At 41.7% G+C, this 22,641-nt stretch carries 17 protein-coding genes and 1 pseudogene; 8 read left to right on the forward strand and 10 right to left on the reverse strand.

Annotated elements, in window-relative coordinates:
• The 5 genes and pseudogenes from BC751_RS06415 to BC751_RS06435 all read left to right on the forward strand — a co-directional run bounded on the left by BC751_RS06415 (position 1) and on the right by BC751_RS06435 (position 8,363).
• Positions 1-471: a hypothetical protein gene (locus BC751_RS06415; protein WP_130274823.1), complete on the forward strand. Its 471-nt coding sequence runs from the start codon at positions 1-3 to the stop codon at positions 469-471.
• Positions 443-1,702 carry a fibronectin type III domain-containing protein gene (locus BC751_RS22030; RefSeq protein WP_207226848.1) on the forward strand — a complete coding sequence of 420 codons (1,260 nt, stop codon included), beginning with the start codon at positions 443-445 and terminating at the stop codon, positions 1,700-1,702. The genes BC751_RS06415 and BC751_RS22030 overlap by 29 nt, the downstream gene beginning before the upstream one ends.
• A gap of 916 nt (positions 1,703-2,618) precedes the next feature.
• A pseudogene (locus tag BC751_RS06425) lies at positions 2,619-4,130 on the forward strand (IS1634 family transposase).
• 560 nt (positions 4,131-4,690) lie between these two features.
• Positions 4,691-7,234 (forward strand): glycine-rich domain-containing protein, encoded by a 2,544-nt coding sequence (locus tag BC751_RS06430; RefSeq protein ID WP_130274824.1) that lies wholly within the window; start codon positions 4,691-4,693, stop codon positions 7,232-7,234.
• Between the two features lie 871 nt (positions 7,235-8,105).
• Positions 8,106-8,363, forward strand: a complete 258-nt coding sequence (locus tag BC751_RS06435; RefSeq protein WP_130274825.1) for a hypothetical protein — start codon at positions 8,106-8,108, stop codon at positions 8,361-8,363.
• Here BC751_RS06435 and BC751_RS06440 read toward each other — a convergent pair.
• Entirely contained in the window at positions 8,355-8,966 is a 612-nt protein-coding gene (locus tag BC751_RS06440; RefSeq protein WP_130274826.1) for a cyclic nucleotide-binding domain-containing protein, read from the reverse strand. The two genes, BC751_RS06435 and BC751_RS06440, sit on opposite strands and share 9 nt — an antisense overlap.
• 356 nt (positions 8,967-9,322) lie before the next feature.
• Between BC751_RS06440 and BC751_RS06445 the strand changes: the two genes are divergently transcribed.
• Entirely contained in the window at positions 9,323-9,601 is a 279-nt protein-coding gene (locus BC751_RS06445; protein ID WP_130274827.1) for a DUF6520 family protein, read from the forward strand.
• Between the two features lie 40 nt (positions 9,602-9,641).
• Here BC751_RS06445 and BC751_RS06450 read toward each other — a convergent pair whose 3' ends face one another.
• Genes BC751_RS06450 through BC751_RS06460 form a run of 3 tightly spaced genes read right to left on the reverse strand, consistent with a single transcriptional unit; the run spans position 9,642 to position 12,993 of the window.
• Positions 9,642-10,631, reverse strand: a complete 990-nt coding sequence (locus tag BC751_RS06450) for a RagB/SusD family nutrient uptake outer membrane protein (protein ID WP_278043600.1) — start codon at positions 10,629-10,631, stop codon at positions 9,642-9,644.
• On the reverse strand, positions 10,632-10,988 hold the full coding sequence (locus BC751_RS06455; protein WP_130274829.1) for a RagB/SusD family nutrient uptake outer membrane protein: 357 nt from the start codon (positions 10,986-10,988) through the stop codon (positions 10,632-10,634).
• Between the two features lie 28 nt (positions 10,989-11,016).
• Positions 11,017-12,993 (reverse strand): SusC/RagA family TonB-linked outer membrane protein, encoded by a 1,977-nt coding sequence (locus tag BC751_RS06460; protein WP_130274830.1) that lies wholly within the window; start codon positions 12,991-12,993, stop codon positions 11,017-11,019.
• Positions 12,994-13,378: 385 nt separating this feature from the next.
• On the opposite strand from BC751_RS06460, the gene BC751_RS06465 reads away from it, so the two are divergent.
• Together BC751_RS06465 and BC751_RS06470 are read left to right on the forward strand one after the other, a co-directional pair.
• Positions 13,379-14,560, forward strand: coding sequence for an IS4 family transposase (locus BC751_RS06465; protein ID WP_130273808.1), 1,182 nt, complete (start codon positions 13,379-13,381; stop codon positions 14,558-14,560).
• Positions 14,561-14,696: 136 nt separating this feature from the next.
• Complete coding sequence (locus tag BC751_RS06470) at positions 14,697-15,878, forward strand: IS4 family transposase (RefSeq protein WP_130273808.1); 1,182 nt, start codon at positions 14,697-14,699, stop codon at positions 15,876-15,878.
• Between the two features lie 48 nt (positions 15,879-15,926).
• Here BC751_RS06470 and BC751_RS06475 read toward each other — a convergent pair whose 3' ends face one another.
• From BC751_RS06475 to BC751_RS06500, 6 genes are all read right to left on the reverse strand, one after another.
• Positions 15,927-16,658: a TonB-dependent receptor plug domain-containing protein gene (locus tag BC751_RS06475; RefSeq protein ID WP_130274831.1), complete on the reverse strand. Its 732-nt coding sequence runs from the start codon at positions 16,656-16,658 to the stop codon at positions 15,927-15,929.
• Positions 16,659-16,709: 51 nt separating this feature from the next.
• Positions 16,710-17,660, reverse strand: coding sequence for an IS3 family transposase (locus BC751_RS06480; RefSeq protein WP_242617320.1), 951 nt, complete (start codon positions 17,658-17,660; stop codon positions 16,710-16,712).
• Positions 17,657-18,052 carry a transposase gene (locus BC751_RS06485; protein ID WP_130273830.1) on the reverse strand — a complete coding sequence of 132 codons (396 nt, stop codon included), beginning with the start codon at positions 18,050-18,052 and terminating at the stop codon, positions 17,657-17,659. Before BC751_RS06485 ends, BC751_RS06480 begins: the two co-directional genes overlap by 4 nt.
• A gap of 495 nt (positions 18,053-18,547) precedes the next feature.
• Positions 18,548-20,050 carry a sodium:proton antiporter gene (locus tag BC751_RS06490; RefSeq protein ID WP_130274832.1) on the reverse strand — a complete coding sequence of 501 codons (1,503 nt, stop codon included), beginning with the start codon at positions 20,048-20,050 and terminating at the stop codon, positions 18,548-18,550.
• A gap of 194 nt (positions 20,051-20,244) precedes the next feature.
• Positions 20,245-21,471, reverse strand: coding sequence for a Glu/Leu/Phe/Val dehydrogenase dimerization domain-containing protein (locus BC751_RS06495; protein ID WP_130274833.1), 1,227 nt, complete (start codon positions 21,469-21,471; stop codon positions 20,245-20,247).
• A 62-nt stretch (positions 21,472-21,533) separates the two neighbouring features.
• The gene (locus BC751_RS06500) at positions 21,534-22,610 is read right to left on the reverse strand and encodes an anhydro-N-acetylmuramic acid kinase (protein WP_130274834.1); all 1,077 of its coding nucleotides are present in this window, start codon (positions 22,608-22,610) and stop codon (positions 21,534-21,536) included.
• Between the last annotated feature and the right edge of the window lie 31 nt (positions 22,611-22,641).

Genomic DNA, 22,641 nt, shown 5'->3' on the forward strand with positions numbered 1-22,641 from the left:
ATGAAAAATATTTTTGCATTAATCGTTTTCTTTCTGTTGCTCATTGGGGCAAATGTGGAAGGTTTTGGGCAGGTGACCTATACTTCCAATGGAACATGTTCTCCCACCCAAGCCAACTACATGACAACACAAAGCTGTTGGACAAAATCAGGAACCTGTAATGCTTCCGCTTTTCCACCTTCCTCAGGTACAGCCGCTTGTTCTGTAATAATTGAAATCAATCATCAAATCAATCTGACTTCATTCAATTTGGGAAGTAATGTTACTTTAAAAATCAATGAAGAGGGGATTTTAAATATCTCTGGGAACCTTACTCAGGACCAGGAAATATCATCAAGTATTGTTGTCGACGGCGGAGAACTGAATATTTTAGGGAACCTAAAACCAACTTCAGGGAGAAATAATCAGCCTCCGACTGAATTAAATATTTCTCTTATTAATAATGGATCAATTTTTTTTCGGTTTTATTGACATAGATAACAGGACAATTTTAAATATTGATGGAGACAAGTCTGGGAATGTAATTGCAAATCAAATCGATCTTGGAAATGTTGCCACAATTAATGTGCTAGATGGTGGTGGCTTGGTTGTAAATAATGACACTAAATATTCAGGAAACAGTTCAAAAATTAATGTTTGGGGCTTTTTTGAAACAAATAACTTAACGATTTCAGGCGGGGGGCAAACCGAACTTAATGTTTTTGGAAATGCACAAGTGACTGTAAAAGAAGATGTATTGATTACAGGGGATTCAAAAATGTTTTTTGGGGGAGACAGTAACGTATTGATTGAAGGAGATGTCGAGGTTAGAGGAACACAATCTGGTCTGACTTTAGGTGATAATAATACGACAAAAATTGATGGAGATATTCGCTTAGTGGGAGGGGGAACTATGACAGTTAAGGACAGTGCTGAGTTAGATGTAGATGGAAATTTATCAGTTGACGGAAATTCAAAATTTGTCGCTACAAATACAGCTCAAGTTTTTATTTGCGGAGATAGACCAATAGGAAATCAAACAGATTCAAGTGGTAAAGTTAGGGCTGAGATAACCTTGTTTTGTGATGAAACCAATCCTTTGAATCCTGTGCCTTGTGCTACATATTCAGGATGTAGAATTCTTCCTGTTGAAATCTCAAGTTTAGAAGCCCAATATCTTAACCAATCCCGTAGCACCAAAATCACCTGGTCCACCACCAAAGAATGGGAATCCTCCCACTTTGAGATTGAAAGGTCACTTCAGGGGGTAAACTTTGAAAAAATCGGGGAAGTAAACGCTGCCGGATGGAGCAATATTTTGATGGATTATGCTTTTGAAGATGACAAACTTCCGCTAGGCAGTGCAAATATCCTCTATCGGATCAAGCAAGTGGATTTCAATGGGAATTTCCACTACTCCAAAGTATTATCTGTTCGCATTACAGGCGTTGAATTCACCTCCGGTGTATGGAGGGCCTATCCTAATCCAAGCCGTGACAATCAGTTAAGGATCAATTTGCTGGACAGATCCCAGTACGATGATGTAGCCATCACATTCCGCTTGATCCATCCTTCAGCCCAAACCCAGGCCATGGCTGTCAGATCAGAATCCGAAATGAATGAACAACTGTCACAGATGATCACCAGGATACCCAAAGGTGTCTTTGTAGTCGAAATCCAATGGGGACAAAAAGTTGAGCACATTAAAGTATTGAAACAATAAGTTATTCCTTTTTTTACCGCAGAGGGCGCAAGGTTATTTTCGCCAAGGTCTCAGAGGCTTCTAAGAATTTGTAATTTCGGGAAACGATACGGGTGATTTGTAATCTGCTTGTCAAAAGCTGACTTGCTCTACGGGTATATTTTCTATGTGAGCAATAAGCTTATGCGTAAAAAAATCTTCAGCGACAAAGGACGGTTAGTGTTGTTTAGGATTCTAAATCCTTGGTATCCAGGTTTGGGATTGCAAATCCGATCAGAAAGGGCAAATCTGTGAATTAGCACAATATTGTTGAGTAGCTGTAAATACTTTTAGTCCAGTTTAAGAGACAGCTTTGGTTGATCCGCCATCTTGTGACAAGCTAAAAATGGCTGGATCCGAAGTGAAATTTTCCTTTGGTCTTCAGGTTCGGCGCCTCTTTGATGATTCCAAGAAACATCAAGATTAAGTTCATATAGCACATAGGCTAGGTATTTGGCTTCTGTTTAGAAGATGGGGTGTTCAGGATTTTTTTTTCAATTGGTTAAAAACAAAAAAGGAACAGGGTGGTTTAGAGACGAAATATAAATTTATTGTAAAATAATAGAGATTTTCATGCTTAAACAGTTGATTTTGAATTCTTCTTTTAGTTTTTATTCCAATTTTCGTTTTATTCACTATCCCTTAAGATGTAAGTAAAAATTATGGCCGAAAGTTAAATTTTTACTGTTTTTTGAAAATTATCTTCTGTTCAGTCAACAAATTTTCGCCTAAAAAATAGAAAAAAAGAGAAAAATATGTTTCGCTAAATTTGAATATTATTTTTCCTGACTTCGACAGTCGTCAGTCCCATTTTTACATAAAGTATTGAAATATAGATCATTATAATTTTCAGATTCTCAATTTGGGTGTCCCGGGGTGGTTTTTTGTACTTTTAGGCATGTTTGTTCGGAGAAAACCCAATAAAAGTGGCAAGATCAGTGTTCAGGTAATTGAGAAGATCAAAGGTAAAAGCAAGGTTGTAAAAACGATCGGAAGCAGTTCTGATCGATCTGAGGTTGAAAGACTTTTTATTCTTGGGGAGGAATGGATAAAAAACCATAAAGGAGCACTTGAAATCCCCTTCAGTGATGAAGAACGGATTGCCGATTCTGTTCTGGAAAGTGTTGAAAACATCACTGTTTCAGGTACCGAGCTGCTTTTGGACAGGATTTTCAATGATATTGGGTTCAGCGCAATCCAAGATGATATCTTCAGGTGGCTGGTATATTCCAGGATCTGTTTTCCTGCCAGCAAGCTGAAAACCTGTGATTACCTGCTCACCTACCACGGCCTCGAATTCCAGGTTCAGGACCTTTACAGGTACATGGACAAGCTTTACAACAACTATAAGGAAACGGTCCAGCTGATCAGCTTTGAAAATACCAAGAGAATACTCGGAGGGAGTATCAATATCGTTTTCTATGATGTTACTACGCTTTATTTTGAAGTGGATCATGAAGATGATCTTAGAAAGAGTGGTTTTTCCAAGGAGGGAAAGCATCAAAATCCACAGATTGTTTTGGGTCTGCTGGTTGGACTAGAGGGATATCCTCTGGCTTATGAGATTTTTGAGGGAAACAAGTTTGAAGGGCATACGATGATCCCTGTGATAGAAGCTTTTAGAAAGAAGTATAGCTTACCTGCTCCGATTGTTGTTGCCGATTCAGGTTTACTGTCAAAAAGCAATGTAAAAGAGTTACGGGACAACGGTTACGAGTTTATTCTGGGAGCAAGGCTGAAAGCTTCCCCTGATAAAAGTAAAGAGAGGATATTGGCTTTTGAACTTGAAAACGGCGAGAGCAGGCTGCTGGATTGGGAGGACGGGCTCAGAATGGTTGTCAGTTATTCAGACAGAAGAGCCAAAAAAGACAGGATCAACAGGGAGAAAGGTCTTAAAAAGCTCGAGAAACAGTTAAAATCAGGAAAGCTCAACAAAAGCCACATCAACAACAGGGGCTATAACAAGTATCTTAAAATGGAAGGGGAGGTAAAGATTGCCCTTGATATTGAAAAGTTTGAACAGGATGGGAAATGGGACGGTCTCAAAGGGTATATTACCAACACAAACCTTGACAAAGACGAGGTCATTGAGAATTACAACAACCTTTGGAAAATAGAAAAGGCCTTCAGGATAACCAAAAATGAAATCAAAGTCAGGCCTGTTTTCCATTATAAACAACGCAGGATCGAAGCACATATAAGCATCGCATTCGTCGCTTACAAAGTGTTTAAGGAACTGGAAAGGCAGTAATTGGAAAAAGGACCAAAACTTTCTCCTCAGAAAGCCATAGAAATAGCAAAAGGGATTTACACTGTTGAAATACAGCTCAAATCTTCAGGTAAAAAGCTGAGAAAGACCCTATTTTTGAACGAAAGTCAACAAAAACTCGCAAAAATGTTCGGTTTTTGATTTTGGGTGTCCCAGTGTCGAAGTCAGGAGCTTTGGTTGATCCGCCATCTTGTGACAAGCTAAAAATGGCTGGATCCGAAGTGAAATTTTCCTTTGGTCTTCAGGTTCGGCGCCTCTTTGATGATTCCAAGAAACATCAAGATTAAGTTCATATAGCACATAGGCTAGGTATTTGGCTTCTGTTTAGAAGATGGGGTGTTCAGGATTTTTTTTTCAATTGGTTAAAAACAAAAAAGGAACAGGGTGGTTTAGAGACGAAATATAAATTTATTGTAAAATAATAGAGATTTTCATGCTTAAACAGTTGATTTTGAATTCTTCTTTTAGTTTTTATTCCAATTTTCGTTTTATTCACTATCCCTTAAGATGTAAGTAAAAATTATGGCCGAAAGTTAAATTTTTACTGTTTTTTGAAAATTATCTTCTGTTCAGTCAACAAATTTTCGCCTAAAAAATAGAAAAAAAGAGAAAAATATGTTTCGCTAAATTTGAATATTATTTTTTAGACCCTATTTTTCGCTTTTTAAATTATAAAAATTATAAATCAGAAATAGTCAGCAATGAATTACCTTTCTAATTTGGACTTAATTGAGCGTTATTTATCTTTTTTATTTTATTTAAGGAAGCCGGTTAAGTATAGTTTCTTTTCTTTGCTTTTATGCATCTGCATCGGGAATAATGTGGCATTAGGCCAAGCTTGTGACAGCGGTTGTGACTTCATTTTTGATACCGCTACAGGAGGCCCGAACATACCTAATAATACTATACCCAAAGTTATCTGTATTACTGCCGCGAATAGAACTGGAAATATCAGCCTCAACACCCAAAATGCAACGGTTTGTATTTCGGAGAATACAGTCTTTACCGGTACCATTACCAATACTGGTTCTAATAACACAATCAATAATTTTGGGCAATATGGAGCTATTGGATCAGCAAGAAGTATTGCTTTAGGAGTAGGGGTAACCTATAATAATTTTGGCACCCATATTGGAAATGTAACATTAAACGGAGCAAATTCTACCTACAATAACTCCGGTGATCAAACAGGTTCGGTCACATTGAATTCTTCTACTTCGGACTACACCAACTCTGGAACCCAGACTGGCAATTTAAACCTAAATGGAGGTTCTGTAATCAATTCAGGTCAAATAATCCTTAATACGGGCAATTTCAATTCTGGAACTTCTTTTAACAACCTTAGTACTGGTTCGGTATCTGTAAGCACTAATGTAAATATCAATAACTCTTTTGATAACCAGGGATCCTTTCAAGTTACAGGTACACTGATTTTAAATAGCTCTGGATCTTTGAGTAATTCAGGGAGTGTTGAAATCACAGGAAACTTGACCAGTAACAGTAGCACTCTTAATTCACAAAGTGGGACAATCAATATTGGTGGTACGCTTACTAATAATAGTGGCACTTTAAATATAGGAAGTGGTACAGTCGCTGGAAATACGACAAATAACAACGGCAATATTAATATTTTTGGACAGCTAAATATTGGTGGAAATTTGGACAATAATGGTAGTGGAAACGTTTCAGCAGGAAATAACAACCAGATCAATTACCTGAATGTCGGGGGCGGAATCAGTGGAAGTGGATGCTTAAATGGCACTGAAGGGACTTTGATTGTAAACCAGCCACCTCCAGGATGTACCAATGGCACTGTAGCAGTGGGAGGATCTCCTTCGGATTGTTTGCAGATCCTTACTATTGAGAATGGCGATGGTACTGTCGATAGGATTTTTAGATTCACTTGTAGTACAGGTTGGACCATTCCAAACAATACCGAGGAAGAAGAAATCGTAGATGAAGCCCAGGTGCTCATTGTAGCAGGAGGCGGTGGAGGAGGAAGAGGAACAAGTGCCGGAGGAGGTGGTGCCGGAGGTTTGATTTTTCAAAATTCAGTATCATTGAATCCTGGTTCAACTATTCCTGTAATTGTTGGAATAGGTGGAGCTGGCTCTACAAGTACTAATGCCAGAGGGCAAAATGGTACAAATTCAAGCTTTTTGAGTTTTACGGCAATTGGAGGTGGCGGTGGCGGATCGGTTGTTAATAATGCAAATAGGAATGGAGCTGGGGGAGGTTCAGGAGGTGGGGGAGCTAGGCAAGGGAGTAATAATGGAACCGCAGGAACTGGTGAGTTTGGCCAAGGAAGAAACGGAGCAGGAGGAGGTGCAGCGGGCTCTGGAATTAGAGGTGGTGGGGGTGGAGGTGCTGGTGGTCCAGGAGAGGGAAGTAATGGAGCAGGAGGAAGAGATGGTGGGCCAGGCGAATCTTATGATATATCAGGTGAATCAATTACATATTCAGCGGGTGGAGGAGCATCTTCAACTGGACCTGGAAATAATGGTGATGGATTTGGAGGTTCCAGTGTAGGTGGAAATGCCAATGGCTCTGGGGCATTAAGAAATGGTAGATCACCAGGTTCAGGTGGAGGAGCTACCTCAAGCGGGGTAGGCGGCAATGGCGCCAACGGTATCGTTATCGTCCGTCAGACTTTTAGGATCCTCCCAGTCGAATACCTTTATTTTGAGGCCGCATTCAGAAGGCAGGAGCGGGTGGTGGAATTAAGATGGGCTACGGGAAAGGAATGGGAAAACTCCCACTTTGAGATAGAGCGTGCAGTAGGCAATGTGAGAAATTGGGAAAAAATCGGTCGTATCGAGGGAAGGGGTTATTCAGATGATCCGGTGGAGTACCTGTTCAAGGATCAGAAGCCTCCATTGGTAGGGGGTAATATCTTTTACCGATTAAAGCAGGTGGATTTTAATGGGAAATTTGCGTACTCTAAGGTGATCTCCGTCAGGGTGCCTGCCATGGAAGTGATCAATGGGGTCTGGAGGGCATTTCCCAATCCTACAGATGGAGAAAACTTCAGGGTCAGTCTGGTAGACCGCTCGCAGTATGAGGAGGAGGCCATTACCTTAAGGTTGGTTCATCCTATGATTTTCACCCCACCACAGACCATCGCTTCAGAAACCGAGATGAATGCTAGAATTGAGGAATTGGTAAGAAAAATGCCCAAAGGAGTATTTGTGGTAGAGATCCAATGGGGAAGAAAAGTGGAACATATCAAAGTATTGAAACAATAAGGAAATCCTTTATAACCGCAAAGGACGCAAGGGTTTTTCCGCCAGGGTCGCAGAGGCTTCTTGGAATTTGTAATTTCTGGAAGTTGTAAGCTTTCATTGGGCCCTTTGCGCTTATCCTTTGCGTTCATTGCGTGAACCCATTTTTTTACCGCAAAGGATACAAGGGTATTTCCGCCATGGTCGCAGAGGCTTCTAAGAATTTGTAATTTCTGGAAGTTGTAGGCTTTCATTGGGCTCTTTGCGCTTATCCTTTGCGCCCCTTGCGTGAACCATTTTTTTTACCGCAAAGGTCGCAAAGGTATTTCGCCAAAGGTCGCAGAGTTATCCACCATAGATCTTAGCACCTTCGCGTCTTGGCGTGAACCTTTTTCTCCGCAGAGAGCGCAAGGGTTTTCGCCAAGTACGCTCAGTTATCCACAATAAAACCTTTGTGCCTTTGTGCCTTTGTGGCCATTCTGCCTGCAGCCCCCAATCCTCCTTAGAAATGTTATATTCTTAAAAAAATCATATGTTTTCTTAATCCATCGCAAAAAGTCGGCGAATGGTCGGAGTATACACGGGACACGGTCGGAACATCTACGGAGAATTCAAGGCTCAATTGGCCTTTTATTTTTGTTTTAATTGACTTTTATTTGGATTGAATTGTACTTTTAGATTTGCTTTCAGGAGGGTTTTTAAACTGTTATCCAAGGAACTGGGGCAGGCAAATGTCTGGATGACTTTTTATAATCAACCTGGGTATTTGAAGTATTTCAGAGAAAAGATACAGTTTTTGAAACTGGTTTAACAAAATACCAGATCTGCAAACCTCCAATTTTTTGTATGGCAGGGTTTAGGAAAATTTTTGGTAAATTTTTTCAAAAAGACAGGCATGAAACATGGCACACCGATATATTTTTTTTCCAACAGCATTGCCAAGGAAGTTTTCCAATGCTTTGGTAAGCAGCGCTATGTCAGTGAGGAAGTGGCCTGGTATGTTTACTTTAAGTTTTATAAGGCACGGCTGAGAAAGAGCAAGATCAGGATCAAGAGGGATGATTCAGGATTGAATTGTTATAGGTGTAAGTTTTGTGGATTTTGGCATCTGGGAAGGCGTAAAAAGAGGGAGGGAAAAATCGAATTAGACTAGATAGGTTTTGTCCCATGTTGCCATGGCTTTAGAAAGACCTTGGGAGGTGACGTTGAGGTATTCTGCCAGGTATTTTTTGGTAGAGGTAATCTTATTTGGATCAGTTTGATAGAGGAAAGTCAGTTTATCGATGATGGACTTGTTGTTGTGTACTTTGAGGTAGTTGTTGTGTCTTTCGAGTTCTATGGTCCGGATGTGATCGATAAGCTTTTCGGCAGCACCTTCTTTTTGGGATAATTTTTTCAGGATCAGTTCCAGATCAATTCCGGTAATTTCGGTCCTATCTGCGGCTACCCAAAGTTGATCGGCGCATTGATAAGGCAGGGGTTCTTTGGAAATGATACCCTGAAGGAAGATTTCCTTTCCGGTGATCAATTTTTTAGAGCTGATGTAATTGCCATCATGGCATGTGCCATAGACCTGTCCCGAATGGATAAATATCAGGTAGTTTTCCTTGTGATTGATCATTTTGATAGGACTGCCTTTTTTGAACAGGAGGTTTAGTGTCAAAGGAAAAATCTCATGCATAAGTCCTTCGAAGTGCAGTCCATGCTTGTCTGCATATTGTAGAATATTAACCTTATAGTCAATGATAGTGCCCATTCCTAAGTCTCAAAAAGGTAAACTAATTTATTGATTTGTTAGGAAAAATTGATGGGGGTAGGAAATAATTTCCATGCCATGTGGGTTAAAAACCCAAATTATTAAGTAGTGTTTAATAAAACTTAGTTTTGTTAAACTGTTAAAAATCAGCTTTTTGGTAAGTAGGAATGATATTTTTAGCTTTAAAACTCCGATCAGGTCGGAGAGCGCTGCCCGATCCTATGGGGGGAGTATGTGGGTAGGATCCATATTTCCCCAGGCAGTTAACAGGCCGTTCCGAAAAGCCTTAAATAGAGTAGGGTAACAACCAAAACGTTTTTGCTGTCTTTTTTGAATGTTAAAAAAAGAAGTGCGTGATGAATACTTTAATCAAAAGATTACCATTATTAGCATTTGTATTGGCTTCGGCATTTGCGTTTGCATTTACTAAGCCGGTGGACTCGTCCACAGTCAGGTTTGTACCGATTCTTGATGGGTCTGGTCAAATAGTTGGGGGAACACCCGTTCAGCCAGGTTATAGTTGTAACACTGCTCCAACTCAAATCTGTACTGCACTTTTCTTGAATGATGATCCCAAAGAGGAAAATCTAATTCAAGAAAGTATTGAACGAGGTGTTTATCAGCCACCTATGTAAAGTTAGAACCCCGGTCCATCCGGGGTTCTTTTTTTCATCCTTATCTTGGATTTTGTATCATATCACTTCTATCGATCTCGTGAGGTGGAATCTGAAATACATAGGACTGGCTATTTGGGCTCAGCGTATGTGTGATTTCACCAAAATCTCTCACCAAGGTTGTTTCAAGCCCCTCATGATTCTGCCTTTTTAAGTCCATCCATCTTAATCCACGGAACAACAGTTCTTTTCTTCTTTCCGATAAAACCAATTCCAATGCCTGCTGCTGACCAGTGAAACTGATTCCATCAAAATCTCTGATTCTCAATTCAAGGAATGAATTCATCAGCTCTTCAGCGGTATTCAGGTCTCCTGATCGTATGAGACATTCTATATACATCAGAAGGACTTCATTGGTATCTATTCCTCCAAACCAGAATTGTCTACCGGTATGGAAGGCTTTGAAATTCAATCCCCCGTTACCCCGGTCTATAAAAAATACTTCTTTTCTGGTATCATTGTCGCCATATAAGGATAGAAGATTAAGATCAACAAAGGTCAATGGAGAGCTGTAAAATTCATAAAGCATCAACTGACTGTGAAATATCACTTCATCATTGAATATTCCAAATGGGTTGGCTGTAGTAAGAGGCAACTGGGTATAATCAATAAGTGATAACCCATTTGCGTGGATTACCTGTCCCAGTTCTAATGCGGCATTGTAATTTCCTTCCATAAAATGAATGCGCATGAGGAGTGCCCGGGCGGATTGCTTTGAAGGCAAAGTTTTTAAAGGCTCGATTTCAGGAAGTAGTTCAACAGCGCTTGAAAGATCTGATTTTATAAATGCTTTTACTTCTGAAACTTTTGCTCGAACAGGATTTGGGGTAACAATGGAACTTCTCCTTAAAGGCAAACCGAATTCTGAATCTTCTCCATCAAACCTTGTATAGGGAGTAAACAGCTCCAACAATTGATGATAGGCAAATGCCCGGAAAAACAATGCTGTGCCTTTTAATTTATCCGCACGTTCCTTCTCACTTGAAGAGATTTATAGATCAGACAGGCCATCCAGGACTATATTGGCATAAAAAACCTGTTGAAACGGGGTGGACCAATCAGGAAGTTCCCCGTTTTGGTTAACATCTTCAGCCCAGATATAGGCCTGCCTCTCCCATTCAAGTCTTAGACTCTGCCAGTGTTGCAGTGGAATGAAATAGTCGCCTGATGCAATTTCCCCAATGGCCGGGGTTTGGTTGAAAATCTGGTGGTCATTATTGAGTATTGCCTCAAAATCATCCAGGTTGGAAGGTACAACCAGCCCTAAACTGGGTTTTTCTGACAGGAAGTCCTGACAGGAAACAATTACAAACCCGATCAGGAAAAGTAAGTAGATTGTATTTTTCATTTCTGTTTCATTTTTGTTTGGAAAGATTTTACAGTGTAATATTCAGGCCCGTGGAGAAATTTCTCAGTTGTCTGGTAGTTCTGAAGTCAGGATCCAATGGATCATTTGTGGCTTTCCATAACAATCCCAGATTGTCACCATAAAGGAAGATCTCAGCATCCCTGAATGGCAATTTTCTTTTACTTGTTGTATTGATCCTGTAGCTCAACCTGATATCTCTTAGGCGGATGTTATCCCCTCTTTCAACCAGTATTTCTGAAAACCTGTAAATGTTGTCCCTATTGGCACTTCCCACTTCAGGGACTGAAGGCACTTGGGTCGAAAGCTCATCCCCAGGCTGTTGCCACCTGTTGGTGTAATCCAGATGTCCTCCCAATCCCCTGTTGGTACCGTACAAAATCGACTCTCTTCTGAAATAGTAACCTCCGCTATAAGAAATATTAAAAGAAAGGTTAAAACCTTTATATCCGAAATCATTTCTTATTGCTCCAAAGAATGTAGGTCTTGAAGAACCCATGAACAAAAGATCTTCAGGATTGGCAGAGGCCAAAATAGCATTGTAGTTTTCGCTTGGTTCACCATCTAGAATTCCCCTTGGATTGCCGTTATCCGGATTCAGTCCTCCCCAAGGGAGCGCATAAACTGCAAAAAGCGGATTGCCTTCCAGAGGAAGTGTCATTGTGCCGATGGCTGAGAAGTTCAGGTATTGTTGTGCAGTGGCTTTTAATTCATAAGAAGTGACTTTCTCATTGATGGTGCTTAAGAAAAAGTTTGTGTTCCAGCTGAATTTCCCCCTGATGTTTTGAGTAGTCAGCACCACATCCATTCCTGAAGCCCTGGTTTCGGCAATGTTCCCTCTGAAAAGGGTAATCCCTGTTGAAGGAGGGTAAGGCTCTTCTCCGATCAAGTCGCTTCCGTTTTTGATAAAATATTCCACTGAGCCATATACCCTGCCATTCTTTCCTTCAAAATCTAGTGCCAGGTTTGAAATGGAAATCCTCTCCCACCTCAGGTTTGGATTGGGAGGATTCTGGACTCTGGCGAAAGGTCTTCCGGTCAAGAAACTGTTTCCGAAAATTTCTGCTGTTGTAAATGCAGATAAACTTCTGTCCACATTACCGTTATACCCCTGGGTAACCCTCAGTTTTAAATGGGGCAGATAATCAAATCCATAAAAATCCTCGTTGGAAATGATCCAACCCATACCTGCTGACCAAAGCGGAATCCCTCTTTGGTTGGTTTCTACGCCGAAAATATTGGAAGCATCTTTTCTGGCACTGAAAGAAAGCAGGTATTTGTTATTGAAAGTATAACCTGCATTGGTAAATACCGAGGTAAACCTTTCTACATTTCCGCTAAATCCCTGCATGAACGGGATTCTGGTTACAGAAAGCGGGAAGTGGAATGTACGGAAAAAAGAGGTATAATCCACAGCTGAAGTTCTTCCGATTTCAGAATCAAATCCATAGAACCTATTGTTGTTGTTCAGTCCCTGAAGATCCTTGACTTCTGCTCCTGCTATTACCGACAAATCATGCTTGTCCTTCCAAGTATTGCTATAACTCAACATTCCCCTTAGTTGATGGCTGAATGAACTGGAGTTGTTGATTTCTAGAATATCACCATGAGGAATAGGAAAGCTCAGGGAGCCATTAGGGCCCACCTGTGTAAGCCTGTTGATCAAGTTACGTGTAAAATAAGTGCTTTCCGGATTGAGCTGATTTCTGCTGTTCTTATTCTGCCAAAACTGATAAGCGGCAGTTACTTTAAAATTTTTATGGATATCATAGTCGAGGCCAAGATTCAATCTCAGATCAATGGCGTTGGTGCGGTAATCTCTGGCCCGGATTTCTTCCAGAGGCCTGTATTGCCAGTCAAGCAGTCCTTGGTTCTCTGAATCCAAAACAAAACCCCTTCTGTATTCATGGGTAATGGGAAGCGGATTACCTTCCCGATCAGCCAGCTGGGCGTAGGGATACAGCCTTTCATTACCAGCCGACTGCATGGATAAAAGGAGCGGATTGATACCGTTGTTTGTACCTTCAGACTTGACCGCATAGAGTCCTGTACTGAGGTTAAGTTTCCCTTCCAGAAACCTGTTATCATTCTGAAAAGAAACAGTAAACCTTTCCCCCTCATTGCCAACCAGCTCAGCTGCTGTCTTATCATTACCTGCGGAAATACCACATACCTTGAGGTTTTCCCACCTCCCTGAATGTTAACGGCCTGTTGGATCAGAGTACTGGGCCTGTAGATATAAGCATTTATATCATTTCTCAATACCGTCCTAAATAAAATATGAGCAATACCGTCCTAAATAAAATATGAGAGGTCTGGTTTTTTGCCCAAAATAGCTATTTTGGGTTTGCACCAAAAAACATAAACCTCCCATGAGTAATATTACATTGTTTTCTCAGATTATTAAAAAAATCGAGCGTTCAATTTTCAAGAAACTGGTTGAAGAGAAGCAAACGGACAAGGGCTGCAAAGGCTTTGACAGCTGGACGCATTTGGTTTCCATGCTTTTTTGCCATTTTGCCAAAAGTACTTCTGTAAGGGATATTTCAAACGGCCTGCGTTCGGCCACGGGGAACCTCAACCATCTGGGGATTGCCAAGGCACCATCCAAGTCCAGTATCAGTTATCAGAACAAGCGCAGGGACTCTGACCTGTTCAAGGAGCTGTATTACGGGCTTCTGAAGCATTTAGGACAGCAGGCGTCCCTGAGCAGGGTAAAACTACGGATCAAGGCTCCCGTCTATCTGCTCGACTCCACGGTGGTAAGTCTTTGCCTTTCGATGTTTGACTGGGCAACCTTCAGGACCAAAAAGGGTGCTGTAAAGATGCATACGCTTCTGGACTATGACGGGAAACTCCCTGTTTATGTGAATATTACAGAAGGAAGTATGGCAGACAATAAAGGCGCTTATGATATTCCTTTGGAGAAAGGATCCGTTATAGTGGCGGACCGCTATTACAATGACTTTCCGATGCTCAACATTTGGGACAGCAAGGGGGTCTTTTTCGTCATAAGGCACAAGGATAACCTTAAGTTCAGCACAATCAATGAACGTCGACTCCCTGAAAATACTGCACAGGAAGTACTGATAGACGAAGAAATTGAACTGGTAAACCCGCAGTCAAAAGTGAAGTACCCCGGAAAACTCAGAAGAGTGGCTGTATGGGACGAAAAAAACCGACAGACCGTCGAACTGATTACCAATAACTTCAAATGGTCAGCAAAGACAATCGGTGATCTTTACCGGTGCCGATGGGAGATTGAGATCTTCTTCAGGGACATCAAGCAGTTACTCCATATCAAAACCTTTATCGGAACATCGAAAAATGCCGTGATGATCCAGATATGGACCGCGCTGATCACCATTCTGCTCCTAAAAGTGATGAAGGCAACCGCTAAATTCGGATGGCATCTGTCCAATCTGGTTGCATTTATCAGACTGAACATATTCGTTAAAATAGAGCTGCAAAAGTGGCTGGACAAACCCTTTGAAGACCATGAAAAACCTCCTCAAAAAAGCCAACAGGGGGTTCTATTTCCGGATTACAGATAAAATCACAATAGAAATTGCAGAAACACAGCTAAACATCTGTCTTGTAAATTATTTAGGACAGCATTGAAATATGAGAGGTCTGGTTTTTTGCCCAAAATAGCTATTTTGGGTTTGCACCAAAAAACATAAACCTCCCATGAGTAATATTACATTGTTTTCTCAGATTATTAAAAAAATCGAGCGTTCAATTTTCAAGAAACTGGTTGAAGAGAAGCAAACGGACAAGGGCTGCAAAGGCTTTGACAGCTGGACGCATTTGGTTTCCATGCTTTTTTGCCATTTTGCCAAAAGTACTTCTGTAAGGGATATTTCAAACGGCCTGCGTTCGGCCACGGGGAACCTCAACCATCTGGGGATTGCCAAGGCACCATCCAAGTCCAGTATCAGTTATCAGAACAAGCGCAGGGACTCTGACCTGTTCAAGGAGCTGTATTACGGGCTTCTGAAGCATTTAGGACAGCAGGCGTCCCTGAGCAGGGTAAAACTACGGATCAAGGCTCCCGTCTATCTGCTCGACTCCACGGTGGTAAGTCTTTGCCTTTCGATGTTTGACTGGGCAACCTTCAGGACCAAAAAGGGTGCTGTAAAGATGCATACGCTTCTGGACTATGACGGGAAACTCCCTGTTTATGTGAATATTACAGAAGGAAGTATGGCAGACAATAAAGGCGCTTATGATATTCCTTTGGAGAAAGGATCCGTTATAGTGGCGGACCGCTATTACAATGACTTTCCGATGCTCAACATTTGGGACAGCAAGGGGGTCTTTTTCGTCATAAGGCACAAGGATAACCTTAAGTTCAGCACAATCAATGAACGTCGACTCCCTGAAAATACTGCACAGGAAGTACTGATAGACGAAGAAATTGAACTGGTAAACCCGCAGTCAAAAGTGAAGTACCCCGGAAAACTCAGAAGAGTGGCTGTATGGGACGAAAAAAACCGACAGACCGTCGAACTGATTACCAATAACTTCAAATGGTCAGCAAAGACAATCGGTGATCTTTACCGGTGCCGATGGGAGATTGAGATCTTCTTCAGGGACATCAAGCAGTTACTCCATATCAAAACCTTTATCGGAACATCGAAAAATGCCGTGATGATCCAGATATGGACCGCGCTGATCACCATTCTGCTCCTAAAAGTGATGAAGGCAACCGCTAAATTCGGATGGCATCTGTCCAATCTGGTTGCATTTATCAGACTGAACATATTCGTTAAAATAGAGCTGCAAAAGTGGCTGGACAAACCCTTTGAAGACCATGAAAAACCTCCTCAAAAAAGCCAACAGGGGGTTCTATTTCCGGATTACAGATAAAATCACAATAGAAATTGCAGAAACACAGCTAAACATCTGTCTTGTAAATTATTTAGGACAGCATTGATCATTTCTTACATCCATCATTGAAAAGCCTTCAATGATATTGTCAGCTTGCTGTTGAGTGATCCTCCCATCACGGGCATCTATAAGGGTTTCTATCACAGGGCTCAAAGGTGCTCTTACAATGGAGTTTTCAGTCCCTGCATAGAATCCCCTATTGAACAGGTCTCGCTCAATACTAATATAGTCTTGGGTACCCATCAGGGGCCTGTAAAATGCATCCTGTCTGTCTGTGGTACTTATATTTGAGGTAATGGAAACGGTGACAGGAGTATTGAATCCCCCACGTTTGGTATTGATGACGATTACTCCATTTCCTGCTCTGGCACCCCATATGGAAGCTGCCGCAGCATCCCTCAGAACTGTGATACTTTCCACATCATTGGGGTTGATATTTTCAAGTGGACCGTCGTAAGGAAAGTTATCGATAATCACCAAAGGCCTGTTGTTGGCAAACAAGGTGTCCCGACCCCTGATGTTTATCGGGTCGGTTCCGGTCCGGTTAAACCTCAATCCCGGAGTGATATCTTCTAACCTGTCAATCAGGTTGGTAGTTATCCTTCTGGAAATCAATTCATTTTCCACCTGTACAAAAGATTCTGTTGCCCTTTCCTTCGGTAGCTGTTGGTATCCAGTAGATACTATTTCCACCTCTGAAAGTGAGAGGTCCTGAGGTCGTAACTTGATCAAAAGAAGCTCTTCTTTAGGAGCGCCCACTGTTACTTTTTCAGTTTCATGTCCTTCCCTGAATAGCGTTGACCGTTTGGTTCAACATTCATTAAATATTTCCATCGGGCAATCATGAGCCAGAGGTTCTTCTCTTGGGCAAACTTCGAAGGGGCTCGATGCCCCTAAGAAGTTTTTTCTTCCTTCGGTATAAACAATCACCGTCGGTCTTTCTTGGGCTTTTAAATTTAGTATATTTTTATAAAATCCCATGGGGGTGTATTTCATTTTAAATCCCCTGTGTAGTCTTATGCTGTTGTAGTTGGCTACAGCTTTCGCCACTTTTCTTTTCAGGTCGCTGAAATCTTTGATTATCCACCTTTTGAGGTATTCATTTTTTATGATTCCATTGATTCGTTCTGCGTAGGGGTTTTCCCATGCGATATTTCCCATACTGATATGGATATTGTTTTTGTTGAGCAAGGAGGTGTATTCTTTACTACTGTACTGGGAACCTTTATCTGAGTGGTGGATCAGGCCCCAAGGCTGGTATCTCAAAGTACTGAGGGCCATTTTCATAGCTTTGATATTACCTTCTGTGCGCAAGTTGTCGTTGACCGAATATCCCACGATGATCCTGGTATAAACATCAATAATGAAGACCAAATAATAGAATTCACCATTGAGGTAAAAGTAAGTGATATCGGTTTGGATGACCTGAAAAGGTCTGTTTATGGCCATACCTTCGATAAGGTTTGGATAAGAATAAAGGCCTGCGTAAGTGGTTTTCTGGTAGTTTTTTATTTTTTTGATACCATATCCCATTTCCATGAAAATTTCACAGAATTGATCCCTTCCCATGAATTCGGGTTTCAATGTATAATACATTTTTTCGACCCCACATCCTGGATGGTCTTCCCTGAGCTCATCGGCCAGGATTACCAGTTGGGCAATTTCAAGATCGAATGCTTGCTGCCTTTTTTTGGCTTGTTGAACGGCCTGCTTGGTTACTCCAACAGTCCGATAAAGTTCATTGAGCGAATGGTTTATCATACTTTTGTTGGATTGGAACCACCAGAGTGTGGGGTTTTGGAGTTTTTTTTAATATCGATTGAGTAAGTTTCTTTGGCCAAATCAATCATTTTTTCCAAATAATCGATCATGATCTGTTTTTGGCCAACGGTACGCTCGAGATCTTTGACCTTTTCTTCGAGTTCTTTGAGCCTATTGGTTTGACTGTCTTTCATCTCAATTATCCTGATATTTTTTTCATTATAGGTCGAATACTTATAAATCCAATGATAAATAACTGAGTTCACAATTCCATAATGTCGCTCCATTTGCTGAACTGTCATGATTCCTTTCTCAAAATCATCAACCAACTTACGTTTAAATTCCTCTGAAAATCTACGCTGAGAATTAATCCTTTTTCCTGTTTTTAACATCTTTTTTTCTCGGTTAAAAACGGTCAACCTATTTCAGGGAAGGACAAAAAAGGGGGGATGTGGGGGACGAAGGGACTAAGTGAAGGGTTGGAGGAGTTTAAGGTTTAATTGCTTAAGGTTTAAGCCGGGAGAGCCGTTTTAAAAAGTGGATGTCTGAAGTCGGATTTCGGAAATAAAACCACTAATTCCGCGAATTAATCGAATTATGAGTTCTTTGTCGATTTAACTTTTATCGGTCATTGGAATTAAATAATACTTGTTCGGTTCAAAGGCTTCTTGGCTCATATAAAGCTGATTTGGTTTCTGGCAGTTTTTTGAATTTTAAAAAATGGCGTGTTTTACGGATTTCAGGAAAGTCTGATTTCGGGAAAGGCCTGAAGGGCCGCTCTGTTATAGCCATCCCAAGAGGTCTGAAAGACCGATCTTTGAAATACATTCATAAAACAAAAAAGCCCGGTGCAAACCGAGCTTTTTTGCTTATATGATTTGCTTCAATTATACAAAAGCAAAGAATACCAACCAGGTGATGATCAATACCGGTAAAAGGATAGGTAAGGAGAACCGGATGATATAACCGAAGAAAGAAGGCATCTTAATACCGCTTTGCTCTGCGATGGACTTCACCATGAAGTTAGGACCATTGCCGATATAGGTCATGGCTCCAAAGAACACCGCCGCAAGAGAGATGGCCATCAGTTCAAAGGCCGAATCATGGTAATTGTCCATGGCAAAATCTCTCACCATATCGATGTTGCTGATTTCAGCCCCCTGGGAGGCCATGGCAGCAGCAAGAAAATTCAGGTAGGTGGGGGCATTGTCCAAAACACCGGACAATATACCTGTTCCCCAGTAAAGGGTATTGTGTGTGATCAAAGCGGCGCCTTCCGGAGATTTGGCAAAGTTGCCTACCAACTCCAATGCCGGCATCATGGTGCCGAAAATACCGATAAATATAAATGCTACTTCACGGATTGGCTCAAAGTTGAACTCATTCCCTTGGATGGCTTTTTGATCGGCAAATTTATAGCTGAAGTAAGCTACAGAAAGCATGATGATTTCTCTGATGAAAGAAAATTTCTGTCCGTCATAGTGGATGGCAGGCACCCAGTCAATCACGTTTGGATCCAGGAATACAGAAGCTATGACGATTGCCAGCCAAAGGAAATTTTTGGTACCGATCAGTTCAAATTTATTGGTATAGGTGACTTCTTCCAGTTCTTCTTCATTTGCCTTTCCGAATTTCCTATCGACGAAATAGAAGATGGTTGCCAAGATGGCCAATGCCAGGATCCATGCCGGCCAGTTATGCTCCAATGTCCAGAAGAAAGGAACACCTTTCAGGAAGCCAAGGAAAAGGGGCGGATCTCCGATAGGGGTCAGGGAACCCCCGATATTGCTGACCATAAAAATGAAGAAAATGATATGGTAGGGCTGAATATTACCTTTGTTGAGACGGATAAAAGGTCTGATGAGCAACATGGAAGCTCCCGTGGTACCGATTAAGTTGGATACAGCTGCTCCAATTAATAGAAGTGCCACGTTGGCCATTGGCGTTGCTTTCTTGTCTATTTCGATAAGGATTCCCCCTGAAGCAATATAAAGAGAAGACAGAAGTGCAATGAACTGCACATATTCAGCCAATGCATGCACAGGGCCGTGAACATTGTTAAGGATGAACAAATAGTAGAAGACAACAAGCAAGGCAAAGCCAACGGCAATTTTGGGGTAGTTATGGTGCCAGAAATGCTCATAAAACAAAGGACCCGTCGCGATCATCAGCAAAAGCGCCACGAAAGGGATTACCAACCAAATGGGCGCAGAATCATGGTGTTCATGCGCATCATCATGGATATGGGCAACTACACTGGTAATGGGATCTGATTGTTCTTGGGAATCTACAGTTTCAATCTGTGCATCTACCTGGGCTTGAACTTCGGCATGGTCTGAAAAGACCAGCATCCCAAATAGGAACACAAAAACGGCTAATATATTCTTCATTCAGTGTTAATTAAGCTTTTTTCTTCAAGTGTTTTGGATCGAAAAAACTTGGCAAACTTATAAAAACAGGTTTACAAACTCCAAGTTTGTTCTCGCTAAACTACTTATTTTGAATGAAAAGGCCTACATAAAATAAACAAGCCGGGCTGAATTAATTAAAAAACATTCAACCCGGCTGATGACTGGTTTAATTTTTATATCAACTGCTTCAAAGCAATTTCCAAAGAGGCCTGAGCGATCTTGGTTTTACCTGGATTTTTCTCGTAGGTAGTTTTCATGGCCTTGGCTATAGTATGACTGACATCATTGAAAATGGCATCATCGGTATCCACTGCCTCATCCGACATCAGGTAAGCAAAGACCCTTGCCATGCCACAATTGGCAATAAAATCAGGGATCACAGACACCTGCTCATCGGTCCATAAGCCAATAGGTCCCAAGAAAATCTCAGGATCGGCAAAAGGCACATTGGCACCACAGGAGATTACTTCCAGGCCGGTTTTTACCATCCTTTCTGCCTGGTCTTTGGTAATCAGACGGGAAGCTGCAGCTGGGATAAAGATCTCTCCAGGAAGGTCCCAGATTCTTTCATTGATTTCCTCAAATGGGATCAGGTTGTCCGCTACCAGTTTATTGCCTTCCCTTTTCAGGAACAGCTCTCTGATTTCATCCAAGGTAAATCCTTCCTCATGAATGAGTCCACCTACCCTGTCTATAATCCCAACAATTTTAACACCTTCTACCGCAAGGAAGCAGGCAGCCGCTGCACCTACATTGCCCCATCCTTGGATGATGGCACGCTTGCCTTTCAGTTGGCCACCCCAGATCTCATAATAATGCCTCACGGCTTCGGCTACACCATAGCCGGTGATCATATCCGCTACGGTGTATTTCTTAGGCCCGTTTGGTGTGTAAGTAGGATCTTCCAAAACCTTGGAAACACCCTGTCTCAACTGTCCTATTTTTCTTATTTTTTGGGGTTCTGTGGCATTGAAATGTCCATTGACGATACCTTCCTGCGGATGCCAAAGTCCATAAGATTCTGTAATCGGGATGACCTGATGGATTTCATCCACGTTGAGGTCACCGCCTGTGCCATAATAATTCTTAAGAAGCGGCATGACTGCCTTGTACCATCTTTTCAGAACTTCTTCTTTTCTGGGATCATTGGGATCAAAATTGATACCCGATTTGGCGCCGCCTATAGCAGGTCCTGACACGGTAAATTTCACCTCCATAGTCTTGGCCAGGGATTCCACTTCCCTTTTGTCCAGCCCTTTTCTCATTCGGGTTCCGCCCCCGGCTGCTCCGCCTCGCAGGGAATTGATGACCACCCAGCCTTCTGCCTCTGATTCGCTATCGCTCCACTCAAATACAATTTCTGGCTGCTGGTTCTCAAATTTTTTGAGTAACTCTTTCATGTTGAATATTTGGGTTTACAGGGGCAAAAATAGAAAATAAAACCAATCTAAAAGCAAGATTGTCAAAGACCATATACCACACCGCCACAATTATCCCTGGATGCTCCTGTTACCGTATAAAGACAATTGTTTTCACCTCTTAGACGAAGTACACCCAAAAAGGCAAAAATCAATGCCTCCTTATAGTTAATGAGGGATTTTGGGGCCGGAATAATTTCAAATGCCCTGCCCAAGGTCTTTTCAAGGATTTCCATGAAATACAAATTGAAAGCACCGCCACCTGTAACCAGGACTTTGGCAATGCTCTTTTCAAGAGGCCTTACCGAATTTTTGATCTGAAAAGCATAATGCTGGACCAAAGTGTGCAGGATATCTTCCGGCCTGTAGGCTTGTTCCTGAAGAATGGCTAAAAACTGATCCATGTCTTCCCTTCCCAAGGACTTGGAACCCTGAATGTCATAAAACCGGATTTGATTGAGTTGCTCCAAAACCTCCGGGATCAATCTCCCCGATCTGGCAAGATTTCCATCTTCATCATAGGCTTTGCCTTTTAAACCGGCAAAATGGTTGAGCAGCAGGTTAAAAGGGCAGATGTCAAATGCCAACCTGATGCCTGAGTATTCCATAGATACATTGGCTATCCCTCCCAGATTGATGCAATAATCAAATTCTCCAAACAAAAGGCGGTCCCCAATGGGCACCAAAGGTGCGCCCTGACCCCCAAGCTGCACATCCAGCATCCTGAAGTCATTGATGACAGGCAGGCCACAGGCTTTATGCAATGCCCAGCCATTTCCGATCTGTAAGGTAAGCCTCTTGTCAGGCTGATGGAATACGGTATGGCCATGGGAGGCCACCGCATCTATTTTCAATTGGTGTTTGCCGAAAAAAAACCGGACCTGTTCTCCCATCCATTTTCCAAAAGATACATCGAGAAGGCTTAAGTCCAATCCGCTCAATTCATGGGCCTGCATCAGATTTTTGGCCAAAGATTCAGGAAAAGCTATGGTCTCATATAGGTGCAGTCGATAGCTCCATTTCCCGCTGTCAAGCTGAAAGTCACAATAGGCAATATCCAAACCATCACCTGAGGTGCCTGACATAAGTCCTATCATTTTGTAGGAAGAGCGCTTGTCCATGGGTTAAATTTTGTTAAATAATCAGGGCTAA

Origin of the sequence: Cecembia calidifontis, assembly GCF_004216715.1 — a bacterium.
Lineage (GTDB): Bacteria > Bacteroidota > Bacteroidia > Cytophagales > Cyclobacteriaceae > Cecembia_A > Cecembia_A calidifontis.